This window comes from Mesorhizobium sp. B1-1-8, assembly GCF_006442795.2.
In the GTDB taxonomy this organism is placed as follows: Bacteria; Pseudomonadota; Alphaproteobacteria; order Rhizobiales; family Rhizobiaceae; genus Mesorhizobium.
Genome location: NZ_CP083956.1, coordinates 4,983,135 through 4,997,870, shown reverse-complemented (window position 1 = coordinate 4,997,870; position 14,736 = coordinate 4,983,135). Strand labels below are relative to the sequence as shown.

The following is a 14,736-nucleotide window of genomic DNA, read 5'->3' as shown; positions in this document are numbered from 1 at the left end:
GGCTACACCAGCGGCTTCAGCGCCACCCAGACCGAACCGCCGATCAGGCCTAGAAAGATCAGCCAGCCGACCTGGTTGTTCGACTTGAACAGCTTCAGGCACTGGTCGGGATCGTTGATGTCGAGCCGGGCGATCTGGCGCGCCATATGGGCGCCGGCGGCGATCAGTCCGGCCAGCGCCACCACCGGCGCCTGCGCCGAGGCATAGGCGATGGCGAAGCAGACAAGCGCGCCGCCATAGAGCCCGACCAGCCAGGCCTTGGTGTTGTCGCCGAACAGCCGCGCCGTCGAGCGCACGCCGACGATGGCGTCGTCTTCCTTGTCCTGATGCGCATAGATGGTGTCGTAGCCGATCACCCACAGGATCGAGCCGATATAGAGCATGATAGCGGGATCATCGAGATCGCCGAACTCGACCGCCCAGCCCATCAGCGCGCCCCAGGAGAAGGCGAGCCCCAGCACCAATTGCGGCCAGTTGGTGATGCGCTTCATGAACGGATAGACGGCAACGATCGCCAGCGAGGCGATGCCGAGCGGAATGGCGAAGCTGTTGAACTGCAAAAGCACGACCAGGCCGACCAGCGCCTGGACGATCAGGAACACCCAGGCCTGGCGGCGCGTGACCTTGCCTGCCGGCAGCGGGCGCGAGCGCGTGCGCTCGACCTGGTTGTCGATGTCCTCGTCGACAATGTCGTTGTAGGTGCAGCCGGCGCCGCGCATCGCGATCGCCCCGACCAGGAACAGCAACAGGAACCAGGGCGCCGGTAAAAGCGTCAGCAGCGGGTCGGTCGGGCGTGGATAGGCGCTTGCCGCAAGGGCTGCCGACCACCAGCACGGCCACAACAGCAATTGCCAACCGATCGGCCGGTCCCAGCGCGCGAGCTGCGCATAGGGCCACAGCCAGCGCGGCAGCACCCGGTACACCCAATGGCCGCTCGGCGCATCGGCGACGCGGCCCTGGGTGGCTTTCGACTGGATTGGTTCCATCGTGGTGAAGTGGCAGCAGCGCCAAGCGCCGTCAAGCGGCATAGGAGCCGATCGGCCGGTGAAAACATCGTGACGGAGCCATGCCCTGGCATCTCTATGAAAGCCGGCACGGGATTGTTTCCGTGTGCAACTGTCGTCAAGATGCCGAGACGCCTTGACCCGTTGCGCCCGGACCAATAGCGGGTTCAGGGCAGAGACGATCGGCAGCAAGAGGTGGCCATGAACGTTCTTCTTCTCGGCTCGGGCGGCCGCGAACATGCGCTTGCCTGGAAGATGTCCGCCTCGCCGCTGCTGACCAGGCTCTACGCATCGCCGGGCAATCCGGGCATCGGCAGCATCGCTGAACTGGTCAGGCTGGACGTCTCCGATCATGCCGCCGTCGCCGCCTTCTGCCAGGAGAAGAAGATCGACCTCGTCGTGGTCGGTCCGGAAGGCCCGCTGGTGGCCGGCATCGCCGACGATCTGCGCGTCTGGGGCATCCGCGTCTTCGGCCCGTCCAAGGCGGCAGCGCGGCTCGAAGGCTCGAAGGGTTTCACCAAGGATCTTTGCGCGAAATTCGACATCCCGACGGCGGCTTTTGGCCGCTTCGGCGACCTCGCCTCGGCAAAAACCTATGTCGAGAAGAAGGGCGCGCCGATCGTCATCAAGGCCGACGGGCTCGCCGCCGGCAAGGGCGTCACGGTGGCGATGACACTCGATGAGGCGATGGCCGCGCTCGACGCCTGTTTCGACGGCTCGCTCGGGGCGGCAGGCGCCGAGGTCGTGGTCGAGGAATTTCTGACCGGCGAGGAAGCGAGCTTCTTCTGCCTCTGCGACGGCGTCACGGCGCTGCCCTTCGGCACCGCGCAGGACCACAAGCGCGTCGGCGACGGCGATGTCGGTCCGAACACCGGCGGCATGGGCGCCTATTCGCCGGCGCCGGTGATGACGCCTCAGATGACCGAGCGCACCATGCGCGAGATCATCGAGCCGACCATGCGCGGCATGGCCGAGCTTGGCGCGCCGTTCGCCGGCATCCTCTTTGCCGGGCTGATGATCACCGACAGCGGGCCAAAGCTGATCGAATACAATGTCCGTTTCGGCGACCCCGAATGCCAGGTGCTGATGATGCGGCTGAAGGACGATCTGCTGGTCCTGCTCAACGCCGCCATCGACGGCCAACTGGCCCACACGTCGATCCGCTGGCGCGATGAAGCAGCACTGACGGTGGTGATGGCGGCGAGGGGCTATCCCGGCACGCCGGAGAAGGGCTCGGTCATCCGCGGCCTCGACGAGGCGGCCAGCGAGGGCGCCGAGATATTCCATGCGGGCACCGCCATCAATGGCGGCGCGCTGGTCGCCAATGGCGGCCGCGTGCTCAACGTCACCGCGCTCGGCAAGACCGTCGGCGAGGCGCAACAGAAGGCCTACGCGGCGATCGACCAAATCGACTGGCCGCAGGGCTTCTACCGTCACGACATCGGCTGGCGCGCAGTCGAGCGCGAGAAGAGTGGCGCCTGATCAGGCGGCCTTGCTTCTGCCGCCCTTGCGCGCCCAGGCCGGCAGCCAGTCGCCGTGGGCTGTGAGAAGATCGTCGACCAGCGACCAGATCTGGTCGAGGTCGAGCTCGGCCGCGGTGTGCGGGTCCATCATCGCCGCATGGTAGATGTGCTCGCGGTTTTCGCTCATCAGCGCCCTCACCGTCAGTTCCTGCACGTTGATGTTGGTGCGGATCAGCGCCGTCAGTTGCGGCGGCAGGTCGCCGATATAGGTCGGCTGGATACCTGAGGCATCGACGAGGCAGGGCACTTCGGCGGCGCAGTCGAAAGGCAGCGAGGTGATGCAGCCATTGTTGCGCACATTGCCGTAGATCACCGACGGTTCGCCGGTCCACACCGAATTCATGATCGAGGAGGCATATTCCTTCGACTCTCCGACCTCGATCCGCTCGGCCGAACGATAGACTTCCGCCTGGTCCTTCCAGTGCTCGATCTGCTCGATGCAGCGTTTCGGGTATTCGTCGAGCGGAATGCCGTATTTCTCGATCAGGTCGCCGCGCCCGTCCTTGATGAAATAGGGCGTGTATTCGGCGAAATGCTCCGAACTCTCGGTGACGAAATAACCGAGCCTGGTCAGCATCTCGTAGCGCACCTTGTTCGGGCAGCGCGGGTTCCAGCCGGGCTTCGGCGCGCGGCCCTCGCGATAGGCGCGGACGAGGTCCGGATAGAGGTCGCGGTAGGAGCCGTCCGGCTGGCGGTGCTCGAACTTGAGATAAAACGCCATGTGGTTGATGCCGGCCGAGCGGTAGCGGATCTCCTCATAGGGAAGGTCGAGGTCGTGCGCCAGCTCCATTGCCGTGCCTTGCACCGAATGGCAGAGCCCGACCTGCTTGATTTGGGGATATTTCTCCGCGATCGCCCAGGTGTTGATCGCCATCGGGTTGACGTATTGCAGCATGATCGCCTCGGGGCAGACGGCGAGCATGTCCTCGCAGATCTTCCATAAATGCGGCACGGTTCTGAGGCCCCGCATGATGCCGCCGACGCCGAGCGTGTCGGCGATCGTCTGGCGCAGGCCGTATTTCTTGGGCACCTCGAAGTCGGTGACGGTGCAGGGCTCGTAGCCGCCGATCTGGAAGGCGACGACGACGAAGTCGGCGCCTGCGAGCGCCTTGCGCTGGTCGGAATAGGTCTCGGCCTTCGCCTTGACGCCGAGCGTGGCGATCAGTTTGTTGACGACGATGGCGCTTTCTTCCAGCCGCTGCGGGTTGATGTCCATCAGCGCGATCGTCGCGCCTGACAGCGCCGGCCGCTGCAGCACGTCGCCGACGATGTTCTTCATGAACACCGTCGAGCCGGCGCCGATGAACGTGATCCTGGGATGTCTTGCCACTGTAAGCCTCCGGCATATGTTCACGCCACGTCGAAAGCGGCCCGAACGAGCCGTTCGGTGTAGGCGGTCTTGGGATTGGTGAGGACCTCGTCGACGGGTCCCTGCTCGACGATCTTGCCGTGCTGCATGACTATGACGCGGTGGCACAGCGCCCGCACCACCTTGAGGTCGTGGGAGATGAAGAGGTAGCTCAGCCCGCGCTCGTCCTGCAGCTTGCGCAACAGGTCGATGATCTGCGCTTGCACCGAAAGGTCGAGCGCGGAGGTCGGCTCGTCGAGCAGGATGAATTCGGGCTCCAGCGCGATTGCGCGGGCAATCGCGATGCGCTGCCGCTGACCGCCGGAGAATTCGTGCGGGAAGCGCGACAGGATCTCGCCGGGCATGCCGGCGCTGACCAGCGCCTCGCGCACCCGCTCGACCCGCTCGCGCCGCGTCGTCCCGATTCGGTTGACGATCAGCCCTTCCTCGATGATCTGCCCGATTGTCATGCGCGGATTGAGCGAGGAGAAGGGATCCTGGAAGACGACCTGCATGCGCGAGCGCAGCGGCCGCATCTCGGTGCGCGAGAAGTTCTGGATCGGCTGACCGTCGAAGCGGATCTCGCCGCGCTTGGCGTCGATCAATCTGAGCAGCGCCTGGCCGAAACTGGTCTTGCCCGAGCCGGATTCCCCGACCAGCCCCAGCGTCTCGTGACGGCAAAGTTTCAGGTCGAGATCGTCGACGGCGACCAGCTCGCGCCAGTCCGGCCTCAGGAAGCTGCCGTGGCGCAGCATGAAGCAGACGCGCACGCCGTTCGCCTCAAGGATGGTGCCGCTGCCCTCGGGCAGCGGCTTCGGTTGCCCGTGTGGCTCGGAGGCCAGCAGCCGCCGCGTATAGGGGTGCTGCGGATCGACGAACAGCCGCTCGGTGACGTTGTGCTCGCGCATTTCGCCATGCTGCATCACATAGACGTAATCGGAGAATTGGCGCACCACGGTGAGGTCGTGGGTGATCAGGATCACCGCCATTCTGAGCTCTTTCTGCAGGTTGCGGATCAGGTTGAGGATCTGCGCCTGCACGGTGACGTCCAACGCCGTAGTAGGTTCGTCGGCAATCAGCACGTCGGGATCGTTGGCCAAGGCCATGGCGATCATCACCCGCTGCCGCTGCCCGCCGGACAGCTGGTGCGGATACTGCTTAAGCCGCGCCGCGGGGTCGGGGATCTGGACATGTTGCAAAAGCTCGAGCGCCCGCGCCCAGGCTTGCCTACGGCCCATCTTGCGGTGCACCCGGATCGCTTCGACGATCTGGCTGCCGACCGTGTAGATCGGGTTGAGCGAGCTCATCGGCTCCTGGAAGATCATCGAGATGCGGTTGCCGCGCAGCTTGCGCCGCGCGCTCTCCGGGAATTTCAGGATGTTCTGCCCGAGATATTCGACGCTCGATCTCGGCGAGACGGTTGCCCGCCTGGACAGCAGCCCCATAACGGTGCGCGCCGTCACCGACTTGCCGGAGCCGGACTCGCCGACGATCGCGATCGTCTCGCCGCGATAGATCTGGAAGGAGACGTCCTTGACAGCCTCGACGGTGCCGTGCTCGACCTTGAAGGCAACCTCGATGTTGCGGGCGTCGATGATGGGTTGGTCATGGCGTCCGCCATAGTCGAGCCGGACGGCCGGCGCGAGGGAGTTTGCGAGCGCAATTGTCGTCATCCGGCCACCTCAATAGGGATCGACGGCATCGCGCAGGCCATCGCCCAGCGCGTTGAAGGCAAAGACGGTGATCAGCACGAAGCCGACCGGCGACAGGATCCAGGGATAGGTGCCGATGACCGAATATGTCGCGGTGTCCTGCAGCATCAGGCCCCAGGAGATCAGCGGCGGCTTCACCGCGAAGCCGAGGAAGCCGAGGAAGGATTCAAGCAGCACCACCGTCGGGATCGCCAGCGTCACCGCGACGATCACGTGACTCATCACATTGGGGAAGATGTGCTGCATGATGATGCGCCGGTCGGTGGCGCCGACCGCCATGGCGGCGCGCACATAGTCGATCCGCGCCAGCGCCAGCGTCTTGCCACGCACCTCGCGCGACATCTGCGCCCAGCCCAGCGCCGACATGACGATGATGACGAAGGCGAGGAAGACATTGGTCGGCGCGGTGACCGGGATCAGCGTCGTCAACGCCAGATAAAGCGGCAATTGCGGGAAAGCGAGCACAAGCTCGACGAAGCGCTGCACCCAGACGTCGAACCGGCCGCCGAAATAGCCCGAGATCATGCCGACGCTGGTGCCGATCACCGTGACGATGAAGACCACCGTCAGCGCGATCATCAGCGAGACGCGCGAGCCGTAGATGGCACGCGACAGCACGTCGCGGCCGAATTTGTCGGTGCCGAGGAAGTGCACCGGCTGGCCGTCCATCGAGGCGAAGAAATGCCGGTTCGCCGGAATGAGGCCGAGAAGCTTGTAGGGCGCGCCTTCGACGAAGAATCCGAGCAGCCTTGGATGGTCGTAGTCGGGGCCGACGATCGGCTGGAAGGTAACCGGATCGAGATCGGCCGAATCGGCCAGCGCATAGACCCGCGGCCGCGCGACGAAATTGCCGTCCTTGTCGTGGAAAGCGGGCAGTTGCGGTGGCGCGAAGGCGACGTCGGTCGCCTTGGGGTCCATCGGCGCCAGGAATTCGGCGAACACCGCCATGACAAGCAAGAGCGCGACCAGGCAAAGCCCGGCCATGCCGGTCCAGGAACGCTTCAGCCGGCGCCAGACAAGCGCGATGTAGCTCTCATTGCCATGCGCGGCTTCGGCCACCGGGACGCTTTCGGCCGGCAGCGGCGGGGGTGAGGGATCGCGGGCCAGCATCTAGCGCTCCCCGAACTGGCGGATGCGCGGGTCGAGCAGGACGAGCAGCATGTCGGCGATGATGTTGCCGACGATCAGCGTTGCCGACAGCACCATCATGAAAGTTGCCGTCACATAGACGTCGCCGACCGCCATCGAGCCGACGATCGCCGGCCCGACGGTGGGCAGCGCGAAGATGATCGCCGTCTCGATCTCGCCGGTCAGCATGTAGGGCAGCACCACGCCCTGATACATCACCAGCGGATGCAGCGCGTTGGGCACGGCGTGGCGCATGACGACGGCGCCGCCGGTCAAACCCTTGGCCTTGGCCGTCTCGACATATTGCGCGTTGAGCGTATCGAGCAGATTGCCGCGCATGACCCGCATGTTGTAGGCGAGCCCGCCGAAGGTCGCGATCGCTACCACCGGCCAGACATGTTTGACCAGGTCGACGAACTTCGCCCACGACCACGGCGCGCCGCCATATTGCGGCGAGAAGAAACTGCCGATTTCAGACACGTTGAACTGGAAGACCAGCAGATAGACGATGATCAGCGCCATCAGAAAGCGCGGCACCGTCATGCCGAGGAAGGAGATGGCCGAAAGCGTGGAGTCGATCCAGCTATACTGTCTTGTCGCCGCCCATATGCCGAAGGTGATGCCGAGCACCGAGGCGAGCAGATGGCAAACCAGCGCTAAAAGCAACGTGCGCGGCAGGCGCTCGCCCACCACATCGGCCACCGGCTTGTTGTAATAGAGGCTATAGCCGAAATCGCCGCGCGTGACGATGCCGCCGATCCAGTTGAGGTACTGGACGGGCAGCGGCTTATCGAGGCCATGCTCGACCCGGTAGGCCTGGGCCTGCGCTTCAGCCTCGGCGTAGGAAGCGCCGCCCTGGTTGATCAACTGCGAGCGGATGTAATCGGCATAGTCGCCGGGTGGCGCCTGGATGATGGCGAAGGTGACGAGGCTCAAAATGGCGAGGACGGGAAGCGCCGACGCTATGCGCATAAGCAGGAATCGCAGCATGGACGGTCAGCTTCCTTTCTGGCCGGTCGCTCCCTGAGGTGCGTTCGGAGATTCTGTTTGTCCGGCCGCGCCGCGGCGCGGCCGGACGTCTTTTCGTCAGGGGAGGTAAACCTTACATCGGACCCTTGTCACCCGGTTTGCCGGGAAGCTCCTCCGGATACAATTCGTGCTTCGCCTGCTTGTCGGCGGCGACGAAGACACGTTCGCGGACGATCGAATCCTCGGCCCAGTTGAACATGTAGATCGGTGTGCCTTGCGGGATGTTGGAGAAGCGCTTGTTGATGATAAGCGCGCCCGGATACTCGGTCAGCCCGACATTGTAGACATGCTCGGTCGATATCTTCTGGAACTTTCGCATCAGGTCGGCACGCTGGTCATCGTCCTGCGTCGTCACGAACTTGTTGACGATGTCGACGAGGTCCTTCTCGAAAGGCATCAGGTCGACCTCGCCGCTTTCCGGCGCGCGGTGATTCCAGCTGGTCTTCGGGCCGACGGGAGCAAGTTGTTCGGTGTTTTGCACCACTGAGGTCAGCTCGGTCTCGTTGCGCCGGATCAGCCAGTCGAAACGGCCGGAATACTGGATGGCGTCGCGCTGCGTTCCGTTGACCCCGTTGAGGACGACCCTCAGCCCGAGCTTTTCCATCTGCGCGACAACGCCTTCGGCAAGGCTCTTGTCGGTGGTGTAGTCGTTGTTGACCAGCATCACGATCTCGACATTCTTGCCCCCGGCAGTGCCGGCCGGGAAGTTCACGATGCCGTCGCCGTCGGTGTCCTTGAGCCCGGCCTTGGCAAGCTCGGCCTTGGCGCCCTTGAGATCGAACGGATAGTAGACCGTCGACTTGCGGTCATAGAAGCTGGTGCCCGACGAGAAGCCGCCCGGATAGATGGCGGTGAACGGACCCTTGACCAGCGAGTCGCCCAGCGCCTTGCGGTCGAGCGCCATGGTCACCGCCTTGCGGAAGTCCTCGTTGCGGTTCAATTCGCGCACCGCCTGACCGCGCTCGTCCGGGTTGCCCCAGCCATTGGCGGAGAAATTCATGCGCAGATTGTAGCCGATGAGGCGCGGGCCGAAGGCAAGCCGGGCCGGCGCGTTCTTCTCGGCGGCGCGCTTCAGCGAGGCGACGAAATTCTCGGGCTGCTCAAGGTTGGAGAAGTCGCCGGAGCCTGCCACCGCCTGGACGTCGCGGTCGGCCCAGGTCGACAGCTTGTATTGCAGCTCGTTGAGATAGGGCAGTTGGTTGCCCTTTTCGTCGACCTTCCAATAGTAGGGGTTGCGCCGCAGGACGATGATGTCGTCCGGCCGGTATTCGACCGGCACCCATGCGCCCATCACCGGCATATTCATATAGTCCGGCGGGAAGGCGTTCTTGAACTGGTCGTAGGTGTTCTTCGAATATTTCGGATGCTGCGGCTTCAGAATATGCGAAGGGCCGGGGCAGAAGGTGCCGTAGGCCATCGCATAGAGATATTGCCGCGGGAACGCCTCTTTGAACGTCCACTCGACGGTGTAGTCGTCGACCTTCTTCAGCGTCGTGCCGACGCCGAAGGTTTCGGGCGTGGCGCCGTTCAGCGGCGAGACGTTGGGATCGACGACCTCGTCATCCCAGTAGAACATGACGTCGTCGGCGTTGAAGGGCGCGCCGTCGGACCATTTGGCGCCTTCGATCAGATGCATGGTGAGCTTGTGGCCGTCGCTCGACCAGTCCCAGCTCTTGGCGAGGTTCGGCAACGGCTCGGTGTCCTTGGCCTCGACCTGGAACAGCGGCGCCGTGCGCGTCAGGCATTCCGACAGGCCGATATCGATGCCGCCCCAGCCTTGCGTCTGGCCGGCGCCATAGTTCCAGCCTTCCGGCCTGCCGCCGATGACGTGGCGCATCGTGTCGCCATAGACGCCGATGCCGTCGGGCATGTTGGCGGTCTTGAAGACCAGCGGCTCCTTCGGCAGCCTGTCCTTGACCGGCGGCAGCTTGCCGGTCTTGACGTATTTCTCCGTCACCCAGTCGGGCTCGTGATATTCAGGCAGTGCCTTGAACTCCAGAATGGAGTCGCGCGCCACATAGTGGATCTTGCCCTCGGCCGGAAATGTCGCCGGTTCAGGCGGCACTGTCGGTTCGGAAGCCAAGGCGTATGCCGGAATGGCAACGCTCAGCGCCAGTCCGGCGGCAAAGCCAATTCTGCGTAAGGTCCTCATCGTCTCCTCCCAGTTGTTTGGACGCCTGCTGCTGCCCGCCTCTTATTCTGGACGGCTGATTTTGGCGGACGTGCCTCCTGCGCGTCCGCCTGCCTGCCAGGATCTCAGCCGGCCTGTTTCAGCGCCGCCTTTTCGGCGCGCAATTCCTCGATCGAGCGCACGCTGCGACGGGCCGCGCCCGCCCATTCACGCGTCTTGACCCTGGATTTCGAAAGCCGCTCCTTTGCCGCCGGAACGGCATGCGCATATTGCGGCAGCCATTGAGCCTGCGCGACGACCATCTCGTCCACCATCTGCCAGACCTCCTCGGGCGTCGAAACCGCGCCGACCAGCGGGTCGTGCAGCACCGCGAGCTTCAAGAGGTCGATGTCGCCGGCGATCGCGGCATGCACTGACATGCGCTGGACGTTGATCGAAGCCATGCAGGTGGCGGCACAAGCTTCCGGCAAGGTGATGCCGGCGGCCATGTTGATGCCGAACCGGTCGACGAAGCCGGGCGATTCTATGATCGCGTCCTGCGGCAGGTTGGCGATCACGCCATTGTTCTTGACGTTGAAGTGGCCGCGATAGACGCGGTTGGTCTCCAGCGCCTCGAGGATGTGGCTGGCATGCTCGTTGGAGCGCTTGGCCGGCTCGATCGGCTTCGACGCCGCTTCGAGGAACTGCGGATATTCGGTCTCGAACCAGTTGCGGGTTTCGGTCGAGTAGCGCAGATAGCCGCCCGTCTCGCCATGGATCCAGTCCGACATGTCGATCCAGCGCGTGATCTCGTCGGGGCGCTTGCGGTACCAGGGCAGATATTCCGACAGGTGACCGTTGCTTTCGGTCGAATAGACCCCGAAACGCTTCAGCACGTCGATGCGAAGCTTCTCCTGTTTCGAATAGACCGGATGCGCCCCGAAGGCGGCGATCAGTTCGTCCTTGCCGATCGGCCGTCCGTTCAGCCGCAATTCGATGAACCAGGTCTGGTGGTTGATGCCGGAACAGACATAGTCGAGTTCCTTTGGCGACTTCGCGCCGAGCACCTCGGCGATCTGCTCGGCGCCATGCTGGACGCCATGGCAAAGCCCGACCGTATCGACCTTGCCGTATTCGATCGCCGCCCAGGTGTTCATCGCCATCGGGTTGGCGTAGTTCAGGAACTTGGCGCCGGTATCGGCGACTTCGCGGATGTCCTTGCAGAAATCAAGGATCACCGGAATGTTGCGCTGGCCGTAGAGGATGCCGCCGGCGCAGATCGTGTCGCCGACGCATTGGTCTATGCCATATTTCAGCGGAATGCGGATGTCGTCGGCATAGGCTTCGAGGCCGCCGACGCGCACGCAGCTGATGATGTAGCGCGCGCCCTCCAGCGCCTTGCGGCGATCGGTCGTCGCCGTCACTTTGGTCGGCAAATTATTTGCTTCCACGATCCTGTCGAGGATCGCCTTGATCATCCCGAGATTGTGCTCGCTGATGTCGGTCAGCGCGAATTCGATGTCCTTGAACTCCGGCACGCACAGAATGTCGGTGAACAGCTTCTTGGTGAATCCGACGCTGCCGGCGCCGATAATAGCGATTTTGAAACTCATCACCTTCACCTCGATCCAATCGAATGCTAAGCAAGGAGCAGCAAGGAGGACATGGCCGCACGCTAACCAGCATGCATGCCATTGGAGCCGGAAATCCGGCTTTTCTCCTCCCGCCCGCTCCTCGACCGCGGGTCTTTCCCGTTCTTGATGGCCGGATTATGCGCTTATTCGCCGACGGGGCCAGAGAAGGATTATGCTTTCGAGGGTAATTTTGTGCTGCGGGACCTGATCGCGAACGGAAAGCTGATGCGGACGATCTCGCTGCCGCGCGGCCGCCAGCGCCTGCACGCCATGCCGACCAGCACGGGTTACGAGGTGCGCGAGGACGAGACCTACGACTGGGACGGGCGAAAGCGCGGCCAGACGCCCTTCACCGTGCTTCAGCACACGATCAGCGGCAACGGGCAATTGCGCTACGAGAGCCGCAACTATCGCCTGCAGGCAAACGACACGCTGCTGGTGCTCGTGCCGCACAACCATCGCTACTGGTTGGCCAAGGGTGACCGCTGGGAATATTTCTGGATCTCGATGAACGGCGAGGAGGCGCTGCGCATTCATAAATCGATTTTGAGCGTCTCCGGCCCCGTGTTCCGGCTGCAGCCGGCGACCATCGATCACCTTGCCGATTGCAGCCTGCGGCTGATCAAGGGCGCCGCTTCGCCAGGCGCGGCCTCCGCGATCGCCTATGAAGCGGCGATGGCGCTCTATGACGATATCTTCGGCTCCCATGCCTTTGCTGAAAAACAAAGCGCCATGCAGCCTGTCATCGATCACATCAACGCCAATCTCGACAAGCCGCTGCCGGTGGCGGAGCTGGTCGAAATCAGCGGCCTCAGCCGCGCCCACTTCTCGCGCTGCTTCGCCGAGAGCGAAGGATTGCCGCCGGCCGAATTCGTATTTCAGCAACGGCTGCAGCGCGCAGCCAAGCTGCTGACCAAAGCCGATTTCCTGCCGGTCAAGGAGGTCGCGGTGCTGTGCGGCTTCGAGGACGCGAACTACTTCTCCAAGGTGTTTCGCCGCTGCTACGGCACCACCCCGACGCAGTTCCGCACCACCGGCATGTATGCCAGCCTGGGCAACCATCGCTGAGAATCAGCGCCGGCGGCGGTCGAGCGTCGTCGAGGCGGTGCTGACCGGGTCGGCTGCCGCGAAGGCGGCATCGAGCTGTGCCGGCGTGCGCTGCCCGGCCCGTTTCCAGGCGACATACTGGACAATGCCGAAGCCCGGACGCTGCGGCACCGTCTTCACGACCGGCATACGAAAACCGTCACGGAATTTGCTCCAATGTGAGCCGAGCACGGCGACCAGTTCCTCGAAGGTCGGCGGCGTCGCCACGTCGGCGTAGGTGATGGTCACCTTGCCGGCGAGCGCCTTGTCACGCGAAACCGGCACCGGTATCGAGGCAAGATAATCGGCGGGCACGTCGATCAGCCCGCCGAGCGCCCATTGCTGGCGTAGTGCGTCGGCGCTCATAGGTGCCACGCTGACGTCGATGTCGTTGGGCGTGCCGGGCACGCGGTATGGGCAGCTGAAGCGGCCGCAATTCGCCTTTGCGGAAAACTGCCAGAGCGCGTAGCCCTGCCAGTTGCCCATCGGGAAATGCACGTCGATGTCAGGCTTGTAGCGCGCATACCAGAGCGGCAGCCGCGACAGCAGCCGATAGGTGTAGCGATTGTCGGCGATGTACTGGGCGGTCCTGCCATTGGTATAGAGCGCCGGGAAGCGGCCGAGGCGGCGATGCACCTGGCGCACGAATTCCTCCGCGTCCTCCAGCGACATCCATTGCGAGGGATCGTTGCCTTCGAGGTCGAGCGCGACAAGATCGTCCGGCGACGGCTCGGCGAAGTCGATGAAATTGTTGGCCTGCTCGACCGGACTGCCGGGGCGGGCGAGGTGATAGGCGCCCCATTTCAAGCCGAGCGCCTTGGCCACCACCTTGCGCGTCTGGAACAGTTCGCGCGTCACCGCATAGCGCTTCCACAGCGCCTTGCAGAGTTTCACGTCGGTCTCGCTGCCGAAGCAGAAATAGGGCGGCGGCAATCCGTCGGAAGCCTTGTTGATGAAGCCGACGATGCGCTTGTCGGTGGCCAACTGTGCCCAGTCGATGGAATTGTATTCATAGGCGTCGATCACCAGCGCCCGGTCGGGGCTCCGCCAGGGCTCGCTGAAATCAGAGGCTTTTGCCGCCGTGCCCAGCACCATCGCGGTTGCGACGAGCGCCAGGCGGCGAAGGAGGCGCGCCGGCTTTTTCAATCAGGGTGTCCCCACTGACCAGGGAACGATCCTGAACCGCCATGGTTAAGGAATTGCTTCGAGGCCGAAGAGCTTCAGCGCCGTCCCAATGGGCAGGAAGAGTGAAAGCGGACGGCTCCGAAGTGGGGTGAAACCATGCTTGCGATAAAATGCTGCCGCCTGCTCGTCCTTGGCGTCGACAACCAGAGCAAAGGATGCAGGAGCGGCCTGCACGCTTCGTCGCAGTGCATCTATGATCAGGGACGATCCGATCCGTTGTCCCTGGTATCTGCTGTCAACCGCGAGCCGGCCAATCAGTATGGCGGGCAAGATTGGACAGCGCGGCAGGCGTTTGGTTTGGTCGTCGGGCAACGACAGGATGGGCACACTCGATGCCGCGAGCGTGTAATATCCTGCGATTGCACCATCGCGATTTGCAGCGACAAAGCAATTGCTGACCCGGCGTTTGATATCTTGGCTTACCTGTTCGCGAAGATAACGATCGAGCGCCGGGACGCCGCAGCTAAATGCGGTGCGATCGTGCGATCCGGCCAACCCCTCGATGATCAGTTCGAGGTTCACCGAGACTCAGAGATAAGGCGTTTGTAGGCAGCAGCGGCTTTGCGCAGCGCGTCATTGGGTTCGGGCGGGTTGAGAATAGCCTCCATCAGGGCTTGCTGATCCTCAATGGACAGGCGGATGATGGCGGTCTCTTCGATGGTACGCTGGGCGGCTTCTTGAGCTGCCGAGACCACAAAGTCGCTAACGCTGCGGCCCTGGATTTCGGCGGCACGTTTCACGATGCTCAACATGTCTGGCGAGATACGGGCTTCGAGACGAGCAGTACGGGTCTGTTGGTTTGGCATTGCAATCACCTCCGGATGATATGTACGGGATTAAGACGTACATAGCAAGTGACTGCTTGGCGATCAGCGCCAAAACAGCGACGGCACCTCGAACGGATCCGGCGCCGGCTCTTGCGGCAGCGTGCTTCGCGGCGTCCCGCGCCTCGGTGCGCTCACATGTCAAAAAAGTAT

At 63.4% G+C, this 14,736-nt stretch carries 12 protein-coding genes; 2 read left to right on the top strand and 10 right to left on the bottom strand.

Annotated features, from left to right (window positions below; translation table 11 throughout):
- Window positions 1-2: 2 nt before the first annotated feature.
- Window positions 3-986 (bottom strand): 4-hydroxybenzoate octaprenyltransferase, encoded by a 984-nt coding sequence (ubiA, locus tag FJ974_RS24590; protein WP_140538634.1) that lies wholly within the window; start codon window positions 984-986, stop codon window positions 3-5.
- 219 nt (window positions 987-1,205) lie between these two features.
- Here ubiA and purD point away from each other — a divergent pair, with 219 nt between their 5' ends.
- On the top strand, window positions 1,206-2,486 hold the full coding sequence (gene purD / locus FJ974_RS24585) for a phosphoribosylamine--glycine ligase (protein WP_140538602.1): 1,281 nt from the start codon (window positions 1,206-1,208) through the stop codon (window positions 2,484-2,486).
- Here the strand turns inward: purD and FJ974_RS24580 are convergent, their stop codons facing one another.
- The 6 genes from FJ974_RS24580 to FJ974_RS24555 form a co-directional block, all read right to left on the bottom strand.
- Window positions 2,487-3,857, bottom strand: a complete 1,371-nt coding sequence (locus tag FJ974_RS24580; RefSeq protein ID WP_140538601.1) for an alpha-glucosidase/alpha-galactosidase — start codon at window positions 3,855-3,857, stop codon at window positions 2,487-2,489.
- Window positions 3,858-3,877: 20 nt separating this feature from the next.
- Window positions 3,878-5,548, bottom strand: a complete 1,671-nt coding sequence (locus FJ974_RS24575; protein WP_140538600.1) for an ABC transporter ATP-binding protein — start codon at window positions 5,546-5,548, stop codon at window positions 3,878-3,880.
- Between the two features lie 9 nt (window positions 5,549-5,557).
- Window positions 5,558-6,697: an ABC transporter permease gene (locus FJ974_RS24570; RefSeq protein WP_140538599.1), complete on the bottom strand. Its 1,140-nt coding sequence runs from the start codon at window positions 6,695-6,697 to the stop codon at window positions 5,558-5,560.
- Entirely contained in the window at window positions 6,698-7,705 is a 1,008-nt protein-coding gene (locus FJ974_RS24565) for an ABC transporter permease (RefSeq protein ID WP_140538598.1), read from the bottom strand.
- Window positions 7,706-7,817: 112 nt separating this feature from the next.
- Complete coding sequence (locus tag FJ974_RS24560; RefSeq protein WP_140538597.1) at window positions 7,818-9,896, bottom strand: ABC transporter substrate-binding protein; 2,079 nt, start codon at window positions 9,894-9,896, stop codon at window positions 7,818-7,820.
- 104 nt (window positions 9,897-10,000) lie between these two features.
- Window positions 10,001-11,467, bottom strand: a complete 1,467-nt coding sequence (locus tag FJ974_RS24555) for an alpha-glucosidase/alpha-galactosidase (RefSeq protein ID WP_140538596.1) — start codon at window positions 11,465-11,467, stop codon at window positions 10,001-10,003.
- 147 nt (window positions 11,468-11,614) lie between these two features.
- On the opposite strand from FJ974_RS24555, the gene FJ974_RS24550 reads away from it, so the two are divergent.
- Entirely contained in the window at window positions 11,615-12,556 is a 942-nt protein-coding gene (locus tag FJ974_RS24550) for an AraC family transcriptional regulator (protein WP_319023061.1), read from the top strand.
- Between the two features lie 3 nt (window positions 12,557-12,559).
- On the opposite strand, the gene FJ974_RS24545 is transcribed toward FJ974_RS24550, so the two are convergent.
- Genes FJ974_RS24545 through FJ974_RS24535 form a run of 3 tightly spaced genes read right to left on the bottom strand, consistent with a single transcriptional unit; the run spans window position 12,560 to window position 14,565 of the window.
- Window positions 12,560-13,720: a glycoside hydrolase family 25 protein gene (locus FJ974_RS24545; protein WP_413468322.1), complete on the bottom strand. Its 1,161-nt coding sequence runs from the start codon at window positions 13,718-13,720 to the stop codon at window positions 12,560-12,562.
- Between the two features lie 45 nt (window positions 13,721-13,765).
- Window positions 13,766-14,281, bottom strand: a complete 516-nt coding sequence (locus tag FJ974_RS24540) for a GNAT family N-acetyltransferase (RefSeq protein ID WP_140538594.1) — start codon at window positions 14,279-14,281, stop codon at window positions 13,766-13,768.
- Entirely contained in the window at window positions 14,278-14,565 is a 288-nt protein-coding gene (locus FJ974_RS24535; RefSeq protein ID WP_140538593.1) for a DUF1778 domain-containing protein, read from the bottom strand. Before FJ974_RS24535 ends, FJ974_RS24540 begins: the two co-directional genes overlap by 4 nt.
- Window positions 14,566-14,736: the final 171 nt, after the last annotated feature.